Origin of the sequence: Streptomyces sp. NPDC007971 (assembly GCF_042958635.1) — a bacterium.
GTDB lineage: Bacteria > Actinomycetota > Actinomycetes > Streptomycetales > Streptomycetaceae > Streptomyces.
In genome coordinates this window covers 1-17,441 of the sequence record NZ_JBIBJK010000021.1, presented here as the reverse complement: position 1 = coordinate 17,441, position 17,441 = coordinate 1, and the positions used below count along the sequence as shown (strand labels likewise).

The window sequence follows — 17,441 nt, the reverse complement described above, 5'->3', positions numbered from 1 at the left end:
CAGCCCGGCGAATTCCCCGCAAGCAATTGAAAATCCGAGCAATCCCAGTCGGCGCCCGGTCCGCACGGAGTTCTCTTACTTCCCCCACACCGGCACAAGTCAGGCAAAGCGCCTGGCACATTCACCACGGACACACCCGACGGCAACACACCGGGACACGAAGGCGGCTTCTGTAAATTCCCCATGACATCCAGCCGGTGGCTCGATCGCGGCACACCGCCGACCGGACACCGGCAAGGGCGCCGGACGGCGGGCGGCGGGCGGCGGGCGGCGGGCGGCGGGCGGCGGGCGGCGGGCGATGATCGGCAGGCGGGGATCGCGGAGGGCACGCGAAGGCCGGGGAAGGCGAGCGGCGGCCGGGGATCGCCATAGAGGGGTCGGGGATCGCCGAGGAGGGTCAGGGAAGGCGAGCGGCGGCCAGGGAAGGCGGGCAGGAGCCGGAGACGGCGAGCGGGGGCCGCCTTCCGGTGACCCCCGGTCGTCGTTCAGCCGAGCAGCGAGCCCACCGCCGTCGGCGCGGCGGAGAGGACGCCGGCGACCGGGGACACGAGCGTGCCCACGAGGTCGCGAGCGGAGGCGGGCACGGCCGGAGCCGGGTCGGCCGGAGCCGGGTCGGCCGGAGCCGGGTCGGCCGGAGTCGGGTCGGCCCGAGGGAGGGCGGGCACGGCCGGAGCGGGGGCGTCGGCGGTGCCGACCTGGGCGATCCGGGGCTGGTACACCCGTTCCCGCCCGGGCCGCCGGGCCCCGGGCGCCGACTTCTCGCGCGGCGCGTCCCCGCCGGGCCGCTCGGCGGACCGCCGCGAGGACTCGGGCCGGCCCCGGCCCGGCACGCCCGGCACGCCCGGTACACCCGAGTCATCAGGCGCATCAGACACATCGGGCATATGAGGTACATCGGGTGCGTCCGGAGCGCCTGGCGCATCCGGCGCGCCGGAGCCGCGCGGAACCGCGGCCGGTGCCGGCGCCGCTTCCAGGGCCCAGCGCTGCCGGCCGGACCCGTCCCGGGCGGTCACCACCACGGGGGCGGAGGGCCTGCCGGAACCCGGGGAGAGGGCGAGACCCCTGGGCCGACGGAGCAGGAGTTCGCCGCGGACCGTGAGGTCGTACACCACCTCGCCGGCGTGCACGAGGCAGCCGGACACCACGACGCCGTGCGTGCCGGGGTCGGCGGCCAGGCAGAGGGCCGGATCGTCGGCGCTGCGCAACAGCCCGTCGTCCCGGTACGACCACTGCTGCGAGGCGGCGGACGAACACACGGCGAGCACGGCACCGGCGCCCGGCTCGGCCCTGCCCCCGCGCACGTCCAGACAGCGCCCGGTGTCGAGACTGCGCAGCCGGCCGTGCGCGACCTCGACGGGTTCACCGACCGAGGCGGCGGAAGGAGAGGCGGCCGCAGACCGCTCGCCGGTGGCGCCCGCCGTACCGGTGCGGGTCGACCGGCCGGCCGGGGCGCCCCAGGTGGCGCCGGGTCCGGGGACACCGTTGTCATCGGACCATCCCTTGGTCACCAGCACGGTGGCGAGCAGGACGAGCGAGGCCAGGCCGACACCGACCGCCAGGGCCGTACGACGTCTCCCCTCGGGCGCCGTACGGTGCCGGCCGCCCGCCGCCGGGGGTGCCGCGCGGGGCCCGGCCGGGCACCCCTCGGCGGCGCCGCGGCCGGGGCGGGAGTCGAGGTAGCGGCGGGCGCCCCAGCCGAGCACGCTCTCGGCGAGCAGCACGTCCAGGCCGCCGTCGAAATACCCGAGCTGTTCGGCGGCATACCGGCAGTGACGGCAGGCCGTCAGATGGTGCTGCACATCAGGGAGGAGAGAGCCGCCGCGGCGAATGGGGACATCCAGCAGGCGGTTGTAGAAGCGGCATTCGCTGGTGGGCGCGAGTTCCCGGTGGGCCCGTACGCAGGCCGAGCGGAATTGCTCGCGAGCCCGCTCCAGGGCGGCCGCCGCGGTGACCTCGTCGACACCCAGCAGACCAGCGGGTATGTATATGGGCTCCGCCTCGACCTCGGTATGCCACAGAAGGCATTGGGCGGCGCCGGACAGGGCCTGGAATGCGCGTTCGGCGAGGTGTCGCCTTTCGGGCGTGCCGGGCATTGCCGCGCGAAGGCCACGCCCGCCGGTGGGTTTGCGCAATTCCGGCACGACGACACAAGCCGCGTCGTCGGCGGCCCAGACACGGACGGTCTCCCGTACGGCCACGAGGAGTTGCGGACGCAGGGCGCCGCCGGCCGCCCCGCCGGCCAGTCGGCCGAGCACTCGCTGGACGGCGGCGGTGGCCACCATCTGGGCCGAAGGCCCGGTGGCGGCCAGGCAGACGACCGCATAGTCGCGCACGGCACACCAGTGGCGGGCCAGCAGCAGGGCGACGGCGTGATGACGGCCGTCGTCCGGGCCGTCAAGTCGGGCGAGGAGGTCACGGTCGGACTCGCCCGGAAGCGAACCGGGGCGGGGCGGGAACGGTGGGCGTGGGGGGTAGGGGGACTGCACGAAACCATTTCCTTTCCAGCCGCAGGACGGCATGCGAAAGGCGTCCTGTCGGAAAGCAGCGCCTGATTGGTGCATACCTAATGGGCCGGCCTTAGCGTTCGGTCATGGCCTTTGCCCTCCCATGGGGAGGCTCACCTTCGCACATGCGCATCGCGGGAAACAAGAAGTTCGATTGACCCGACCTCAGAATCGAAGAAATACACGGCAGTTACCGCGGGTATTCACACACGCTTGCGAAGCGGGGGTTGCGTGACGGCCGCAGCGCATGCGCCAAAGGCCGGACAGCACACGGTCGGTGACGTGTGGCAAAAGCCGGACGACACACGGCCGCTGCGACCGTGGCAAAGACCGGACGGCACCCGACCGCCGCGCGCGGCAAGGGCTGGACGGCACCCGACCACCACCGGTGCGCCAAAAGCCGGACGGCACAAGGGATCCCGGCCTTCCCGGCGGCAGCGGGGCGACGGGCACCGGTCGCACGACGCCCCCACGGCAGCCGCACGGGCCGGCCGCATGACGCCCGCCCACAGCCGGTTCCCATGCGTCTCCCGGCGCACTCTCATCCCGGCCGGCACAAGCGGACCATCGAGGACCACTTCGACCACGCCTTCGAGCTGGAGCAGGCCCTGGCGGCCGAGGGCGACACCGCGCGCCTGGACCTCTACGGCTGCGCGGCGGTGGAACCCGCCGGCGAGGAAGGGGCCGGCTGTCTGCGTACGGTGGTGCGCCCGGCCGGTGCCCGCCAGGTCCTCGGCCCCGCGTTCACCGGCCGGCTCAAGGAGTTCGTGGCGGATCCGGAGGACAGCGGGGACAGCAGGGACGGCGGGGCGGACACCCGGGACGGGCGCCGGGCCGCCTGAGCCGGCGTGGAAGTGCGACGAAAAAGAAGGAGGGGCCCGATCGGGCCCCTCCTTCCAGGTGCTGCGTCAGCCCTTGCTGTTGGGCCGCAACGTCCAGAGGACCTGCATCTCGCTCGTGACCGCTCCGTCCGCGCGCCGGATCTCGACCGACACCGGGAACTCGGGACGCTGCCCGGCGTCCAGTTCGGCGACGACGTCGGCGGCCGGGCGGCCCAGGGTCGCGGTCGCGGTGACAGCGCCCATCGCCAGCTTCTTGTAGGCGATCTCGGCCCGCACGGCGAGCGGCACGGCGCGCGAGAGCTGGTCCCCGAACGCGGCCAGGACGATGGCACCGCTGGCCGACTCGCCGAGCGTGAACATCGCGCCGGCGTGCGGGCCGCCCACGTGGTTGTGGTACTCGCCCTGGTCCGGCAGGGACACCACGGCCTTCTCCGGAGAGGTCTCCAGGAACTCCAGGTTCAGCGTCCGGGCCATGGGCACGGTGGCGGCGAGCATCTCGCCGATCGACATCTGGTCTGCGCTCATGGCCGCCATGTTACTCACGGGTAGGAGAGGCTGGCCAGCACGATCGCGTCACACCGCTCCCCATTGCTACGACCCTGACAAGAGCCGGTGACCGAACCGTGTCGCCGTCGCACTAGGGTTATCGGCCATGTGGCCAGATCAGCAGCCGCCAGGGGGCGCGCAGAACCCGCAGCAGAACCCGTACCAGCAGCCGGGGTACCAGCAGCCGAATCCGTACCAGCAGCCCGGGTACCAGCAGTACCCGCAGGCCGGCGGGTACGGGCAGCAACCGCAGTGGGGGCAGCAGCAGCCGCCCACCGCGCCCATGCAGCAGCCCCCACAGGGCGGCGGCGGGCGCGCGAAGCTGATCGCGGTCATCGCGGCCGCGGCGGTCGTGATCACCGCGGGTGTGACCGGTTTCCTGGTGCTCGGCGGTTCGAAGGACGACAAGGACAACAAGGCGGACGGCGGCAAGGGCGGTGGGCACGCGAGCCAGTCGCCGACGCAGCAGCCCACGGCCACCTCGTCCTCGGACGACAGCGACCCGCGCGGCAACGAGACGGAGAAGCCGACCATCGCGGGCTGGAAGGTCGTGGTGAACCCCAAGTGGGGCGTCGCCTTCGACGTGCCGGCGGACTGGGAGGTCCAGTCGCCCGGCCTCGCGGTCAACTTCGACTTCCCGAAGTCCGAGAAGGACACGGGCATCACCATGTCGGGCCTTGCCGAGTACAAGTCCAAGTGGTGCACGTCCGACGACGACAAAGACGGCCGCTCCGAGGACACCCCGCTGGCGGTCGTGGGCAGCAAGGGCGCGAGCGGCGCCAAGAACTCGGACCAGATCGCGATCAACACACCGCCGTGGTGGGTCTACGGCGGATACACCATGCCGGACAAGAAGAGCATCTCGTGGGACAAGAAGGCCACCCCCTTCAAGTCCGCCTCGGGCGTCCAGGGCAGCTACGCCTGGGCCCAGTCGATCCACACGCCGCGCAAGGGCAAGTGCGTGACCGACGGCAAGGCCCTCACCTTCGGCTTCCAGAACTCGGCCCACGACTTCGTGTCGTTCGACTTCTACGGGGCCACTGGCGTGAAGGGTGAGATCCCGAAGGCGACCGTCCTGAAGGTCCTCAGCACGATCCGGCTGCACGGAACCCCGACCTCCGACTGAGCCCGCGGGATGTTCCGGCCCACCGCGACTCGGCGGGCCGGAACGCTCTGGAGACTCAGCCCTGCTTCAGGTAGCCGCGGTAGATCCAGTGGCCGTACACCGTACTCGGGCCGTTGTCGGAGACCTGACAGTCGGAAAGGCACTCCCAGGTGCCGCTGCTGTTGTTGCACTCATAGTGGGAGACGACGTGGTGGCCCTTGAGCGCGTGACCGATCACCTTGCCGCGGGGGCTCGGCGTCTTGTGGATGGGGGCCTCGTCCTTGGTCACGACGTAGCGGTGACCGACGGGCTCGCAGCGCAATGACGCGGCCGAAGCGGGCGCCGCGACGACGGCCGGCACGGCCGCACCGATGAGCGCAGCCGTGCCGATCAGGGCTGCAACATGCTTGCGCATGAAGATCCTCTCTTCTCCTGTCACACATATCCGCCACGTTCACGACAAATAGTCATGAACATGATCAAATGAGCTTAAAGGGCTCTCCCGTTCACAGTCAAAAAAGCGCCATGCACGGCGAGTTGGCCGGATCGGCCGGCCGAGGTCGCAAACGGGTTTGAATCCGTGGCACCCACAAGCGATAGTCACCCGGTGAAATCAGCCGTCCTCCGCCGCCCGCCCGGAGCCCCGGGAGTGAGCCGCAACTACTCCCTCCTGACCACGGCGGCCGTCGTCACCGGCCTCGGCGCGAACGGCTCGCTCATCGCCGCCGCGTTCGCCGTGCTCGACGCCGGGGGCGACGGCGGGGACGTGGGACTGGTGGCCGCCTCCCGCACCCTGCCCCTCGTGGTGTTCCTGCTCATCGGCGGCGCGATCGCGGACCGGTTGCCCCGGCACCGGGTGATGGTCGCCGCCAACGCCCTCAACTGCCTCTCCCAGGCGGCCTTCGCGCTGCTCGTGCTGACCGGTGAGCCCCGGCTGTGGCAGATGATGCTGCTCACCGCGCTGGGCGGCACCGGGCAGGCCTTCTTCGGCCCGGCGGCCGAGGGCATGCTGATGTCGTCCGTGGAGGGGGAACAGGCGGCCCGGGCGTTCGCCCTGTTCCGCATGGCCACCCAGGGAGCGGCGCTCGGCGGTGCCGCGCTCGGCGGCGCGCTGGTCGCGGCGATCGGCCCCGGCTGGGTCCTGGCGATCGACGCGGCCGCCTTCGCCGTCGCCGGCGCCCTGCGCTCCTTCCTCGACGTCGGTCACATCCCGCCGCGCGCGCCGGGCGAGGGCATGCTGGCCGATCTCCGGGAGGGCTGGCGGGAGTTCACCCACTGAGTTGGGCTGTGACCGGCAGGACGACGAAGATCCCCACGCCGATAAGACCTGCGAGGGAGTAGGCCATCACCCGGGCGACCCGCCACGCGCGGCTCTCGACGAGCCTTTGCAGGAGACTACGCACGGAAGACTTCTAGCGCACCAAGTGGCTGCGGTGAGCTTCTTCGCCGACATTGGCAGCAACCCTGCAGAGCCTCACGCATCGGCCTGCAGGCCGTCGCCGCGTCTGGCATCCCCGCACCCCCAGCAACACGCTTTCCAAGTCTGTTGGCGGCCCACCAGAGGCCGTGCCGGGGCATTCACCTGCGTTCATGTCCGTCCGGGCGCTCTTCACGTGCCGGGGGCTGGACCCGCCTGAACGGTGGTGTCCGTCGCTGAATGAGACGGAAACTGAGACGGGCGGACACCCGCCCGACCAGGTGCGCTCCTCGATGCGAACTATGGGCGGGGCGGTCGTTGAGGTCTCCTCGACTGGTCAGCCGGGGGCTGGGGCAGGTAACGGTCAGCTACGGATGGGCTGGTTGCTGTACTTCATTGCTATACAGCAGCTGGGGTGTGGGCTGCCGCTTTCGAGTTGACGTCTCTCGCGCCAAGCACGGCGCTGCGCCCCTATCGTGGCACCAAGCTTGGCTCGCCCGAGACCGCCTCCCAGCGACTTCAGAGTCACTCGCAGAACCCCTCCTGACCTGCGGAAACGTCGAGCACTAGAGAAGCGGCCTGCGGCGCTCGACAAGGCGAAACCGCAGGCCAGTAGGCATGCCGTTGCTCCAGAGGCTCCAAATTACGCGGAACGCGGGACTCACTTGAGAGGGGAGCCGCGAACATGCCTTCGCCTTGTCCCCATGAGCCAGGGCGAAGGCGTGACGGGCGGTAATCAGCCAAAGGCCTCCCGGAAAGACAATAAGCCGGCACGGGAGCAGACCATCGGATCAGGCCGAACCCGTACACCGCTTCTCAGGACGTATCTGACTCGGGCTTTCGCCCGAGTCAGGCACGAATCTGAACCACTTGGAGAACCCGCTCTTGCCGTCCTCCCACCAGCCGTATTTGAACTCTTCGAAGGCGCCGAGCGCGAGGTCGAGGATGGGGACGGCGTTCCCGAGGAACACCAGTTGGTCCGCGTAGGACATCTTGCCGCTGTAGTCGAGCACCATCGAGAGGTTGACCGCAGACGTCAGGCCCCCGGCCGACAGCACCGCTTGGGGTACCCATCCGATGGGAACGCAGATCAGTGCGCCGCTGCGGCCGAGCAGCACCCCGCCGATGTTGCCGCCGGTGATGTCGAAGGTCGTCTCGAAGCACCCGCTCGCGCCCTTGATGTAGCCGGTGTTCACGAACTCGGTGATCCCGTTGCCGTTGAAGGCGCCGAGACCACCGCGCGAGATGGCGTTGGCCTCGCTGGCGGCGTCCCAGCCGAAGGAGGCGGTGGTGTCGACGTAGCCCAAGGACTTGAGAGACAGCAATCCGGCTTCGGCCGGCTCCCTCGGATCGAACTTCTGGAGCGTACCGAGCATGAGGTAGTTGTCCGCCGGGCCGCCCCCGAACCCGATCAGCACGGCCTTCACTCCGAAGCCAAGCAGCGCTCCGGTGAGCGCACCCCACTCCGCTCCCTTCAAGGCGGACTTGAAGAAGCTCCCCGCAGATCCCTTGCCGCCCGCGAAACCGATCGCCGCACCGGTACCGGCACCGGCGATGGCGCCTTGTACCGCGCCGCTCGTGACATAGCTGAGCGTGGTCGCAGCGCCTGCCGAGGTGTTGAACCACCCGCCGACGGCGGCACCGGCCGCGCCGCCGGCCAGGGCGCCGATTCCGCCGAGCAGTCCCCCGATGAGTACACCTGCGGCGACCGAGCCCCCCGCGCGTGCCGCCGCGATACCGCCGACGACGGCCCCGCCGGCCACTCCGACGGCCGTCGCCGCCATCATGCCGGCGCTGACGTTGATGGCGACACCGGCCAGGCAGAGCGTGGCGCCGCCGGTGAACAGCGCCCCCACGATGAGCGTGGCGACGACCAGCCCGACACCGATGATCGCCATCACGTTCCAGAAGCCGCACCCGCTCGGGTCCACGAACGCGACCGGGTTGTCGTGCGCGTAGACGTACGGGTTCCAGGCGTCGATATTGAACACTCCGGGGACGATCGGGTCCGGGCTGATGAAGCGGCCCAGGCGTGGGTCGTACCACCGGCGTCCGAGACAGACCAGTCCCACCTCTGAACCAGTTCCGGCTCCCCCGAGGCCCGGTGCCGTGTCGTGCCGCAGGGTGCCGTACGGCCCGAACGCGAGCCGCCGCAGTTCGCCGCCGTCCGCCCCGGTGAACAGCGTCGGGGTGCCCATCATGTCGGAATGGACGAACACCTGCTTCCCGCCGCACACCGCTGCCACCCGCATGCCACCGAACGGCAGCCACAGCACGAACTCGGCGCCCTGCTTCTCAAGGTGAGGTGTAACCGACACCGACTGAAGAACGCCGTCCCGATAGGTGACCGCCTTCTGGCCGCGAAAGTCGTAGTCGTGGTCCAGGCGGGCGTCGTCCGCTGTCACCACGGTGCGCAGGTTGTCGAACGCGTCGAAGGTCAGCGTCCCGTACGGCGCTGAGGTCAGGCGGCCCGCGGCGTCATGGGCGTAGCGGTCGGCGCCGGCCGTGACGAGCGTGGCGCCGCCTCCCGGCGCGTAGCCGAGGCCGCCGAGCCCGTCCACATGGGTGACGTTGCCCGAGTCGGAGTAGGCGTAGCCGAACCGTTCACCGCTGCCGTAGGTGGCGCTCGCGAGGCGGTTCAGGCCGTCGTAGGTATAGGTGACGGTGTCCTCGTCCCGCTGGGCTCTGACGCCGACGAGGTTGCCCTGTTCGTCGAAGCTAAAGTTCTCCTCGCGCAGTACCGTGCCATCGCCCGCGAGTACCCGCTGGGTGGTCATGCGTCCGGTGACCGGGTCGAACGAGGCAAGGTTCTCGGTGCCGTTGGCGAAGACCATGCGGGTGATGCGGGCGGCGGCATCGCGTTCGACGGAGGTCACCAGTCCCGGGCAGGACGCGATCAGCCCGCGCGCGTCGTAGGTGTAACGCAACACGCGGCGGCCCGCACCCGGCGCCGTCTCGGGCAGGGTGACGCTGACGGGCCGTCCCAGCCGGTCGTGGTCGGTGGTCGTGACGAACGACGCTCCGCCCAGTACGGTCACGGTCCGCGTCGACTCCAGCGGACGGCCGGCCGGGTCGTAGGCGAAGGTGATGGTGCCGAGCCGGTCGGTGACCTGGTGGAGGCGGCCGACCCTGTTGCGCGCGCCGTCGGACGGCAGTGGGGAGCCGCTGTCCAGGTAGGAATAGCTGATCTCGGGTGTGGTGGCGTCGGCCTCACGCACCTCGGTCACCCGGCCCAGCGGGTCCACGGCAGTGAGGACGCTCTGGCCGGTCGGCAGGGTGCGGCGCACCTGGTTGCCGGCCGCGTCGACCACTGTGACGACGCGGCCGGTGTCCGGTGAGTCACGCAACAGCGGGCGGCCGAGCAGGTCGTAGATCAGGGTGGTGACCGCTCCTTCGGGGGTTGTCGCGGAGGCGATCCGGTTGCCGTGGTCGTAGGTGTAGGTGGAACGGATCCACCGGGTCCCGTCGTTGCGGCCGATGGAGACGCTGCGGCCCAGTGCGTCGTGCTCCTGGGTCTCCATGGTGCGCGGCGCGAAGCCCGGCGCGGTTCGAGTGACCGTCATACCGCCCGGCGTGTACACACGCTCGACCGACTCGACGCCGGGCACCACCTGCCGAACGAGCCGCCCCAGCGCGTCATAGCGCATGCGCACACGTTGCACCCCTTCGGGAGGCGGTACGCACGCGGGCGTGTCGACGTGGTCGACGTAGTAGGGCACGGCGGTCTCAGCGATGTGCCCCTTGCCGCTGTAGCGACGGAATTCGGTGACGAGACGCCCGCGGCCCGGTCCGCCCTCACCGGGCGCCATGGCGGCGATGCGGCGTCCCATGGCATCACTGAACTCGTACGTGGTGTGCGTGTCGGGGCTGCCGGAGGCGATCCGGCGGGCAATAGTGAGCCGCACCGGTGCGGTGGTGAGGTCGTAGGCGTAGCTCACGGTCGGCAGTGCCGGGGTGTCGCCCGGTTCGATGGTGGCGCTCACCCGGCCCAGCGCGTCAAACTCGTCCCGTGTGGTGTTGCCGTTCGGGTCGGTGACCGCCTTGATCTGGCCGGTGCGCCGGTCGACCTCGGCCGTGAACACGTTGCCCAGTGGGTCGGTGGTGCGCCGGGGGTATTGGCCGGTCGGGTCGCTGTCTAGCCGCGCGTCGTGGCCGAGGGAATTGCGGGTGACCAGTGAGGTCCCCTCCGAAGACGTGGCGCGGGCGTGACTGCGCCGGGTCACCCACCAGCCCTGCTCTTCTGGCATCCGGTGGTAGCCGAGCGACTCCCAGTCCGGCTGATCCGCGCCATACACCGCCGCCGCCGTCTCGTCGGTGAGGGCGAGATCCTCGATCCTGGTCACCGCGCCCAAGTCGACGAGTCCCTCGGGCAGACCGGTATGGTCCGGACCGTCGTAGTAGGTGATCGATGTGCCGAGCAGCACGCCGTCGGCGCCCCGCTGCGTGACCCGGGCCGGGACGGCGAGGAGGTTCACGCCCCCGCGCGCGAACGCCACCTCGGTTGTCACATCCTGGTCGGCGGTGGGCTGTCCGGGGCGGTAGGCACGGTTGCGCTGACGGCGCACATTGCCGGCGGTGTCCACCTCCAGGTAGTCCACTTCGCGGATGGCGAAGGGTGCGCTGCCGCGGTCCCAGGTCTCTTCGACGGTCCTCCGTTCGAAGGGCACGACGACGCGGGCGCTCTCTGCCGTCGTCACGACGTGGGTGTCGTAACGGTGCCGGACGACGTGGTAGGGGCGGTCCGCGTCTGGGGAGCCATCCAGCCCGTAGGTCGTCGTGGACAGCACGCGACGACGCAGCGCGCCGAGCCGCAGCCGTTCGTCGGTGGAGAGCGGGCGCCCTGGGTCGTCGGGGTCAAGGCCGACGTGGAATGTCGTGACGACCCGTGTGGTGGGGGCGGTCTCGTCGCCGATGGTGTCGGCTATCACCTCGCTGAAGCCCAGGAACGCCCGGGCGTCCGGGTCGAACCGGGCCTCCCGGTATGCGTACTCGGTCGCCGAGGTGACGCCGGTCGCGGCGTCGGTCGACTCGACACGCCCGACGCAGTGGACCGCGACGGGGTGGAAGGTCCGCCAGGGCCGCCCCGCGGCGGCGTCCTCGCGGGCGTAGGAGGTCGACGAGCGGTAGCTGATGGTGGTGGTGAGGCCGAGTCCGTTGTCTATCTCGGTGAGCAGGTGCGGCTTAATCCCTCCGGTCAAGTCGAGGAACACGTAGGGGCCAGGCAGACCGGTGCGTGTTGACGGCGCGGTCCACAGCACACCCGCGGTGCCGGTGCCGGTCATGTCGGCGAGCCGCACCGCGCCGGGCGGCAGCGCCGGTGTTCCCTCGATCACCACGGGGTCGCTGAGCCGGTCGGCTCCAGTCGTGAACCACACGGTGACCCTGCCCGGGCCAACGTGCACGAGGTCGGCGCAGCCGTCGCCGTCCACGTCGGTGAGGTAGAGGTCAGCGGGGTCGTAGCGCGCCGGGAGCACCGGGGCTGGGGTCATCCGCACGGCTTCTGCCCAGCGGCCGTTGCCCAGCGCGGGCCAGTACGTGACGCCACCGCCATCCACGCGGACCAGGTCCATAAGCCCATCCCCGGTCATGTCGGCCAGCGCGACATGCGGGTCGCGCAGGTCCACCGGCGGCGCCTGGTGCTCGGGCAGCACCCGTGGCTCGTCCGACCAGCCGTCGCCATCGCGGAGATGGAGGGCGAACGTGCGGCCGAGACTCGTCATGAGGTCCGCGACACCATCCCCGTCGAGGTCGACGAGCCGGCTGTCGCGGCGGGCGAGCGCGGCGGCGGGCGAGCGCCGCCATTGCACCGGGGGGCCGAAGCCGCCCCCGGGGACGAGCGGGTAGTAGCCGGGCAGTGGGCGGTCCGCGACAACCAGGTCGGCGGTGCCGCTGCCGTTCATGTCGGCGAACGCGACCGCCGCGCGGTCAAGCCGGTACGGTGCCGGCATCCGCGTCAGCGTGCGAGCCTCGCCCCAGGTGCAGTCGCCCCTGTTCGGCCACAGCCGCGGCAGGCCACCGCCGAGGTCGAGGAGGTCGGGAAGGCCGTCGCCGTCCCAGTCGACGAGTTCGACCCTGCGTGAGGCGAGGTCCGGCGGCACCGCGCCGGTGAAGCGCTTCAGTTCGGCAGTGGCGGGGGCCGCGTACCTGAACGTCAGCGGTCGGCCCGCCAGTGTGCCACCGTCCTCAGTGTGGCCGAGCACCGTGATCTCCGCCAGGTGGGAGCGGCCCCGACTGTCCGCGTCCTCGTAAGAGAACCGCCATGAACGCACGAGGTGCTGAGCGACGCCGTCGACGGTCAGCTCCGCCGTGCGGGCACGCCGGTCGGTGGGGACGAGGAAGCCGAATCTGCCGTCCAACAGACGGTCGTTGCGGTCTTCGTAAGTGAAGGTGAGGGTGTAGGGGCCCCAGCGGACCGTGTGCAAATAGCGCTGCGAGCCGTCTGCTTCCCAGGTGAACGCCACGGAGTTCCCGAAGGAGTCGGTGAGCGACTCCAGTAGCCAGGCGCCCACGCGCTCGGTTCCCTCGGATGTGTCCGCAATCCGTGCGCCCGGGTTGAACCCCAGGCGATGGACCCGGTCGCTGGTGTCGGTGACCAGCCAGCCATCGCCCTGCCGCTCGATCAGCCAGTGCACGGTGTCGACCAGTGGCCGGTACCGGTCGCCGCCGAGCGCGACGAGATTCTCTACTCCGGGGACCGCGAACTCGTCGTCCGCGGTGTAGTCGGGCAGCCGACCTTCGGTGCGCCGCGCTACGGCCAGCAGTCCCAGGCCCCAGCCCATCCCGAACACCCCGTCCCCGCCGCCGCTGTGATACCGCAGCATCAGCTCCGGGCGGACTCCTCCCGGTCCGGGGGGCAGTTCGAAGGGGACGCTGAAGCCCGCCGTGCCCGTGTTGAGGTCGATGTCAACGGTCGTGCCCAGGCCCTGTACGGCACCTCCTCCCTTGGGCAGGGAGATCACCTGCTCGTCGACTCCGCTCGTACGCTCCACGCCGCCCCCTCAGCCGCGCGGGGTGAAGGAGTAGCCAAGGACCAGTGCCAGGTTGGTGATCCCGCTCAAGTCCAGACGGCCGTCCCGGACGAGTAGGGGGTTGTCGTCCGCGCTCACGCCAAGCTGATAGGCACCAAGGGCGCTTCCCGCCGCCAGCGAAGTCCACGGGCTGCCGACGGTGGTCGAACTCGCCGATCCGTGGGCGTCCGTGGTGGCCTTCGACACCGTTGTGGGAGAGGTGGGCGTCGCCAGCGACACCGTGACGCCGCCGGGCGTGGCGGGCGCCGAGGTGCCGATGACGACACCCACGCTGGTGATGGTCGGCGCGGTCTCGTTCGTGGGGAAGTCCGCGGCGGTCAGCGTGAGCGCCAAAGTACCGGTCTCGCGGAACCGGAAGAACAGGTCGGGATACAGCCAGCGCAGCGGCAGGCCGCGCTGCCGCTGCGTCACACCAGGGCGACCGCGCAGGTCGGTCAGCACGCGCGAGGCCAAGTCCGGATCGAAGCGGGCGTCGTAGACGAAGGTCAGCCGCACGTCCAGCAGGGCGCCGAAGTCGATGTCGTTGACCTCACGGGGAATGTCCAGCCGCCACGACGACACGACCCCCGCACCGCTGAAGAGGCCACCCATGCGTACGTCCGGCGGGGAAATGAGGCCGTCGGAGCGTGCAGAGTAGTCAGACAGGACCAGTGTCTCCTTCGGCTGCACACGGTGCTTGAGCCCGCTGTCCGCGGGGTCACCCCACAGCGCGGCGGGCGTGCGGTAGGAGGAGATCCCGCTGTTGGTCAGTGTTCCGGACAGCCCGGCGACCGGCACGACTCCGACCACCTCAGCCTCCACCGAACGAATCCGGCCCGCGTAGGAGCCCGGGTAGACGCCGTCGAAGTCGTCGACGCGGGTCTCGAAACTCATCGAACCCGTCCTGCGGAACTCCGATTCGAACAGCCAACCGTACCGCTCGGCCAGCGAGATCGTCTGTCTCACCGGCTGAGGCTTGCCACGCGTCGTCGTCACCAGGTCATAGGTGAAACTCTGGATATCGGCCATCAGGGCGTCCGCCCCGAGCAGGCCCCTCACCTCTTCGGACGAGTAGTCCGCCTTGACCAAGGAAAGCTCCTGGTCGGTCTCGAAGTTGTAGGCGCTCTGCATCATCTTGGCGGTCTTCAGCGCCATACCCAAGTAGCGCTGGTAGAGCCGCATCATCTCCTGGCCCATGGCGTGCCATACGTCCTGCGTGAACGTCTGCGCGTCGAAGGCATCCACGACCGCGGCGGCGTTCTTCGCCCGCAACTCGGCCACCGCATTCGCGGCCTGAGCAGCCCTGACCCGGGCGTCCGCCGCAGCCAGTTCGGCCTTCGCCTGCGCCGCGGCCCGCGCCATCTCCTGTTGGGTGCGGCGCATGGAGTCGACCTCGTACTGCCGGTTCAGGCGTGAGGCGGTCAGCTGCTCCGCCGCAGCCAGCGTGCCGCGGCTGCCCGTCAGGCTGTAGGAGCCGGACATCATCTGATCGGCGTAGGCGTTGAGCGTGTCCGAGTCGCCGTCGTCGCCACCACCGAGCTGGGACTGTAACGCCTGGTGCACGATCGCGTCCGCGGACATGGCGTCGTACTCGTCGGCGTTCGCCTCGGCGTCGGCGGCCCGGGTGTCCGCCAGATCGGCACCGGCCCGATAGGCGTCACGCTCCGCCTGGGCGGCGGCGACCTGCGTCGCCGCCGCCGAGGATTCGGCCTGTGCCTGAGCGACCCCCTGGGACAGCTGTATCCGGGTCAGCCGGCCCTGGTCGGCACGCTCCCAGAAGCTGATCACGTCCCGCTCCGCGGAGACCGCGAGCTGGGTGAAACTCACCGCGACCTGCTGGAGGTAGCCGAATGTCCAGATCGGCACGCTCGGACTCCAGTGGCCCCAGAAGTCCAGCCCGGCTCCGATCTGCAGCAGCCGCTGGCGCGTCTCCAGCACGAGAGCGGCGAGGACGGGGGCGATGCCGAGGTCCGAGATCTTCGACGTGTCGTCCATCACGCTGTCCAGCAGGCCGATGAGTTTCCGCGCCATGTCGGCGCACCCGGCCAGGGACGTCGTCGTGTACAGCGGGCTGCCCTCCGGAACGGTGCCCTCGAGGGTCAACACCTGCTGGTATACCGGCAGCGCCGCGGCGGCGTCCTCGTCGCGGTAGAGCTGATTGCCCCAGTCCACGTACAGGCCCGCAAGACGCAGCCAGACGTACGGCGTCTCGACGGCGGTGTTCAGGTACGGGTACGAACTCGCGGTCAGGTACAGCTGCTCGGACCGTTGCCAGTCCTGCAGAGCGTGATAGCACTCGGCGAGGGCGAGCGGGATCACGTAGAAGTATAGGTGCGGAAGGGACACACTGAAATCACTGGGCACCTGGGGCCGCGAGACAAGATCGGTCAAAACCTCCAGGGAGACCCGCCGCGCATAGGCTGCCTCGGTCACCTGGTCGACCGGGGGTGCGTCACCGGGCTGCCAGTTCACCACCCACGGCTCGGCCCGCTCGTCGAAGGCCAGCGCGAGAGCGCGGTCCACGGTCACGGAGGGCGGCAGCGTGAGGGGCGACGGCGCGGACTCTTCGAGAGCCGCCCGTTTGCCGGGCACGTCGCTGAGCACGTTGTCGACGCTGCGCGCCTCTGCGCCGGCAGGAGCGCTGTCGGCGTTGTCGGCCCGTACCTCCTGGGGCGATGGGGCTTGCAGGAGGAGCCCGGTGACCTCGGGGCTGATCTGTTCCGCGCGGCGCAGATAGAACGTCGCCGCTGCCTCGTTGCCCAAGCCTTGCATGGTCCGGTACATCGCCACATCCGCGGCGGCGCGCAGGCCGGGGCCGTCGAACCGAGGCGACGTGAGCCCCGCGGCCGACAGAAGAGTGGTCTGTCCCAGCAGGTCGGGGTCGACGTCCATCCGCGGCTGGATGCCCGAACACGGGCCGGAAACCGGCAACACGTTGGCCCACTCGACAGCGGCCGACAACAGCGGTGCGAACAGATCGGGGTGGCGCGGCAGCAGGTCGATGCCCCGCAGCACGCCCACATGCACCCCCGGGTCCAGGTGGCCGTACACGAGCGCCTGCGCTGCCCGGTACCCGTCGATCGCCTCCTGATAACGGCGGCCTGCATAGGCGTTGTTGGCCGCCAGCATCGCCGCCTCGACCGACTTCAGATAGGCCGACTCGGAGGTGTCGGCGGCATCGTCACCGTCGAACACACTGACAAAGTGTCTGGGCGAGTAGGAAATGAGTCCACGCGTCATGCTCGGCCCCCCTGCACGGTGGGCGACTGCGCCACCCACGTCTGGACGTTCACGGACTGTCGGCTGATGCTACTGACTTCGGCTCGTCGGGGTGAACGAACGACTTCGGCTGACGAACGAATACGGCTGACGGACGGAGAAGGCCGTCGGACCGCTCGTGCGGGCGGGGCGAAGTTCCCCAAGGCCGTCAAGAAGATCACCGGCGAGGTCGACGAGCTGCTGGCGTTCTACGACTTCCCCGCCGAGCACCGGGTCCATCTCAGGACGACGAATCCGATCGAGTCGACCTTCTCCACCGTGAAGCCTCGGACCAAGGTCACCCGCGGCGCCGGCAGCCCGGCCGCGGCCCTTGCGATGGTCTTCAAACTCGTCGAGTCCGCCCAGGCCCGCTGGCGAGCGGTCACCGCACCGCACCTCGTCGCCCTCGTTCGAGCCGGCGCCCGCTTCGAGAACGGCCTCCTCGTCGAACGAGACGAGACCCGTAGCGGTTGGTGACCAGCACGGCCTCCGCGTCGGGCTCGCCCCAGGTGCCGGGCTTGGAAAAGCGGAACTCACCCCGCCGTACCGCCGAATGGGCGACAATTTGTGCCCCGGCCGCAGAGTCCCGGCAGCCTCAGCAGATCTCTCGGCCCTAACCCACCACTCACCCCAGCTCTCATCCCGTACGCCGTCGACCCACACCACGGTGGAGCGGGCGTGGTTCATGGCGTCCAGGTGGAGCGCGCCACTGTACGAACGACCTGGACGCCATGGGCCGCGTCTGCTCGGCTCTGCCTGGGT

At 70.2% G+C, this 17,441-nt stretch carries 6 protein-coding genes and 3 pseudogenes; 4 read left to right on the top strand and 5 right to left on the bottom strand.

Features of this window, described 5'->3' with window-relative positions:
• Positions 1-485: 485 nt before the first annotated feature.
• On the bottom strand, positions 486-2,486 hold the full coding sequence (locus ACFZCP_RS34810) for a ricin-type beta-trefoil lectin domain protein (RefSeq protein WP_391435723.1): 2,001 nt from the start codon (positions 2,484-2,486) through the stop codon (positions 486-488).
• 566 nt (positions 2,487-3,052) lie between these two features.
• Here ACFZCP_RS34810 and ACFZCP_RS34805 point away from each other — a divergent pair.
• Positions 3,053-3,145, top strand: a pseudogene (locus tag ACFZCP_RS34805) (UTP--glucose-1-phosphate uridylyltransferase); the annotation flags it as partial.
• Positions 3,146-3,412: 267 nt separating this feature from the next.
• Here ACFZCP_RS34805 and ACFZCP_RS34800 read toward each other — a convergent pair.
• Positions 3,413-3,871, bottom strand: coding sequence for a DUF4442 domain-containing protein (locus tag ACFZCP_RS34800; protein ID WP_391435719.1), 459 nt, complete (start codon positions 3,869-3,871; stop codon positions 3,413-3,415).
• Positions 3,872-3,998: 127 nt separating this feature from the next.
• Between ACFZCP_RS34800 and ACFZCP_RS34795 the strand changes: the two genes are divergently transcribed.
• Positions 3,999-5,018 (top strand): hypothetical protein, encoded by a 1,020-nt coding sequence (locus ACFZCP_RS34795; RefSeq protein WP_391435716.1) that lies wholly within the window; start codon positions 3,999-4,001, stop codon positions 5,016-5,018.
• Positions 5,019-5,073: 55 nt separating this feature from the next.
• Here the strand turns inward: ACFZCP_RS34795 and ACFZCP_RS34790 are convergent, their stop codons facing one another.
• The gene (locus tag ACFZCP_RS34790) at positions 5,074-5,412 is read right to left on the bottom strand and encodes a hypothetical protein (RefSeq protein WP_391435713.1); all 339 of its coding nucleotides are present in this window, start codon (positions 5,410-5,412) and stop codon (positions 5,074-5,076) included.
• Positions 5,413-5,604: 192 nt separating this feature from the next.
• On the opposite strand from ACFZCP_RS34790, the pseudogene ACFZCP_RS34785 reads away from it, so the two are divergent.
• A pseudogene (locus ACFZCP_RS34785) lies at positions 5,605-6,270 on the top strand (MFS transporter); the annotation flags it as partial.
• Between the two features lie 935 nt (positions 6,271-7,205).
• Here the strand turns inward: ACFZCP_RS34785 and ACFZCP_RS34780 are convergent.
• On the bottom strand, positions 7,206-13,403 hold the full coding sequence (locus tag ACFZCP_RS34780) for a toxin TcdB middle/N-terminal domain-containing protein (protein ID WP_391435710.1): 6,198 nt from the start codon (positions 13,401-13,403) through the stop codon (positions 7,206-7,208).
• A 9-nt stretch (positions 13,404-13,412) separates the two neighbouring features.
• Positions 13,413-16,616: a hypothetical protein gene (locus ACFZCP_RS34775; protein ID WP_391435707.1), complete on the bottom strand. Its 3,204-nt coding sequence runs from the start codon at positions 16,614-16,616 to the stop codon at positions 13,413-13,415.
• A 210-nt stretch (positions 16,617-16,826) separates the two neighbouring features.
• Here ACFZCP_RS34775 and ACFZCP_RS34770 point away from each other — a divergent pair.
• Positions 16,827-17,156 (top strand): annotated as a pseudogene (locus ACFZCP_RS34770) (transposase); the annotation flags it as partial.
• Positions 17,157-17,441: the final 285 nt, after the last annotated feature.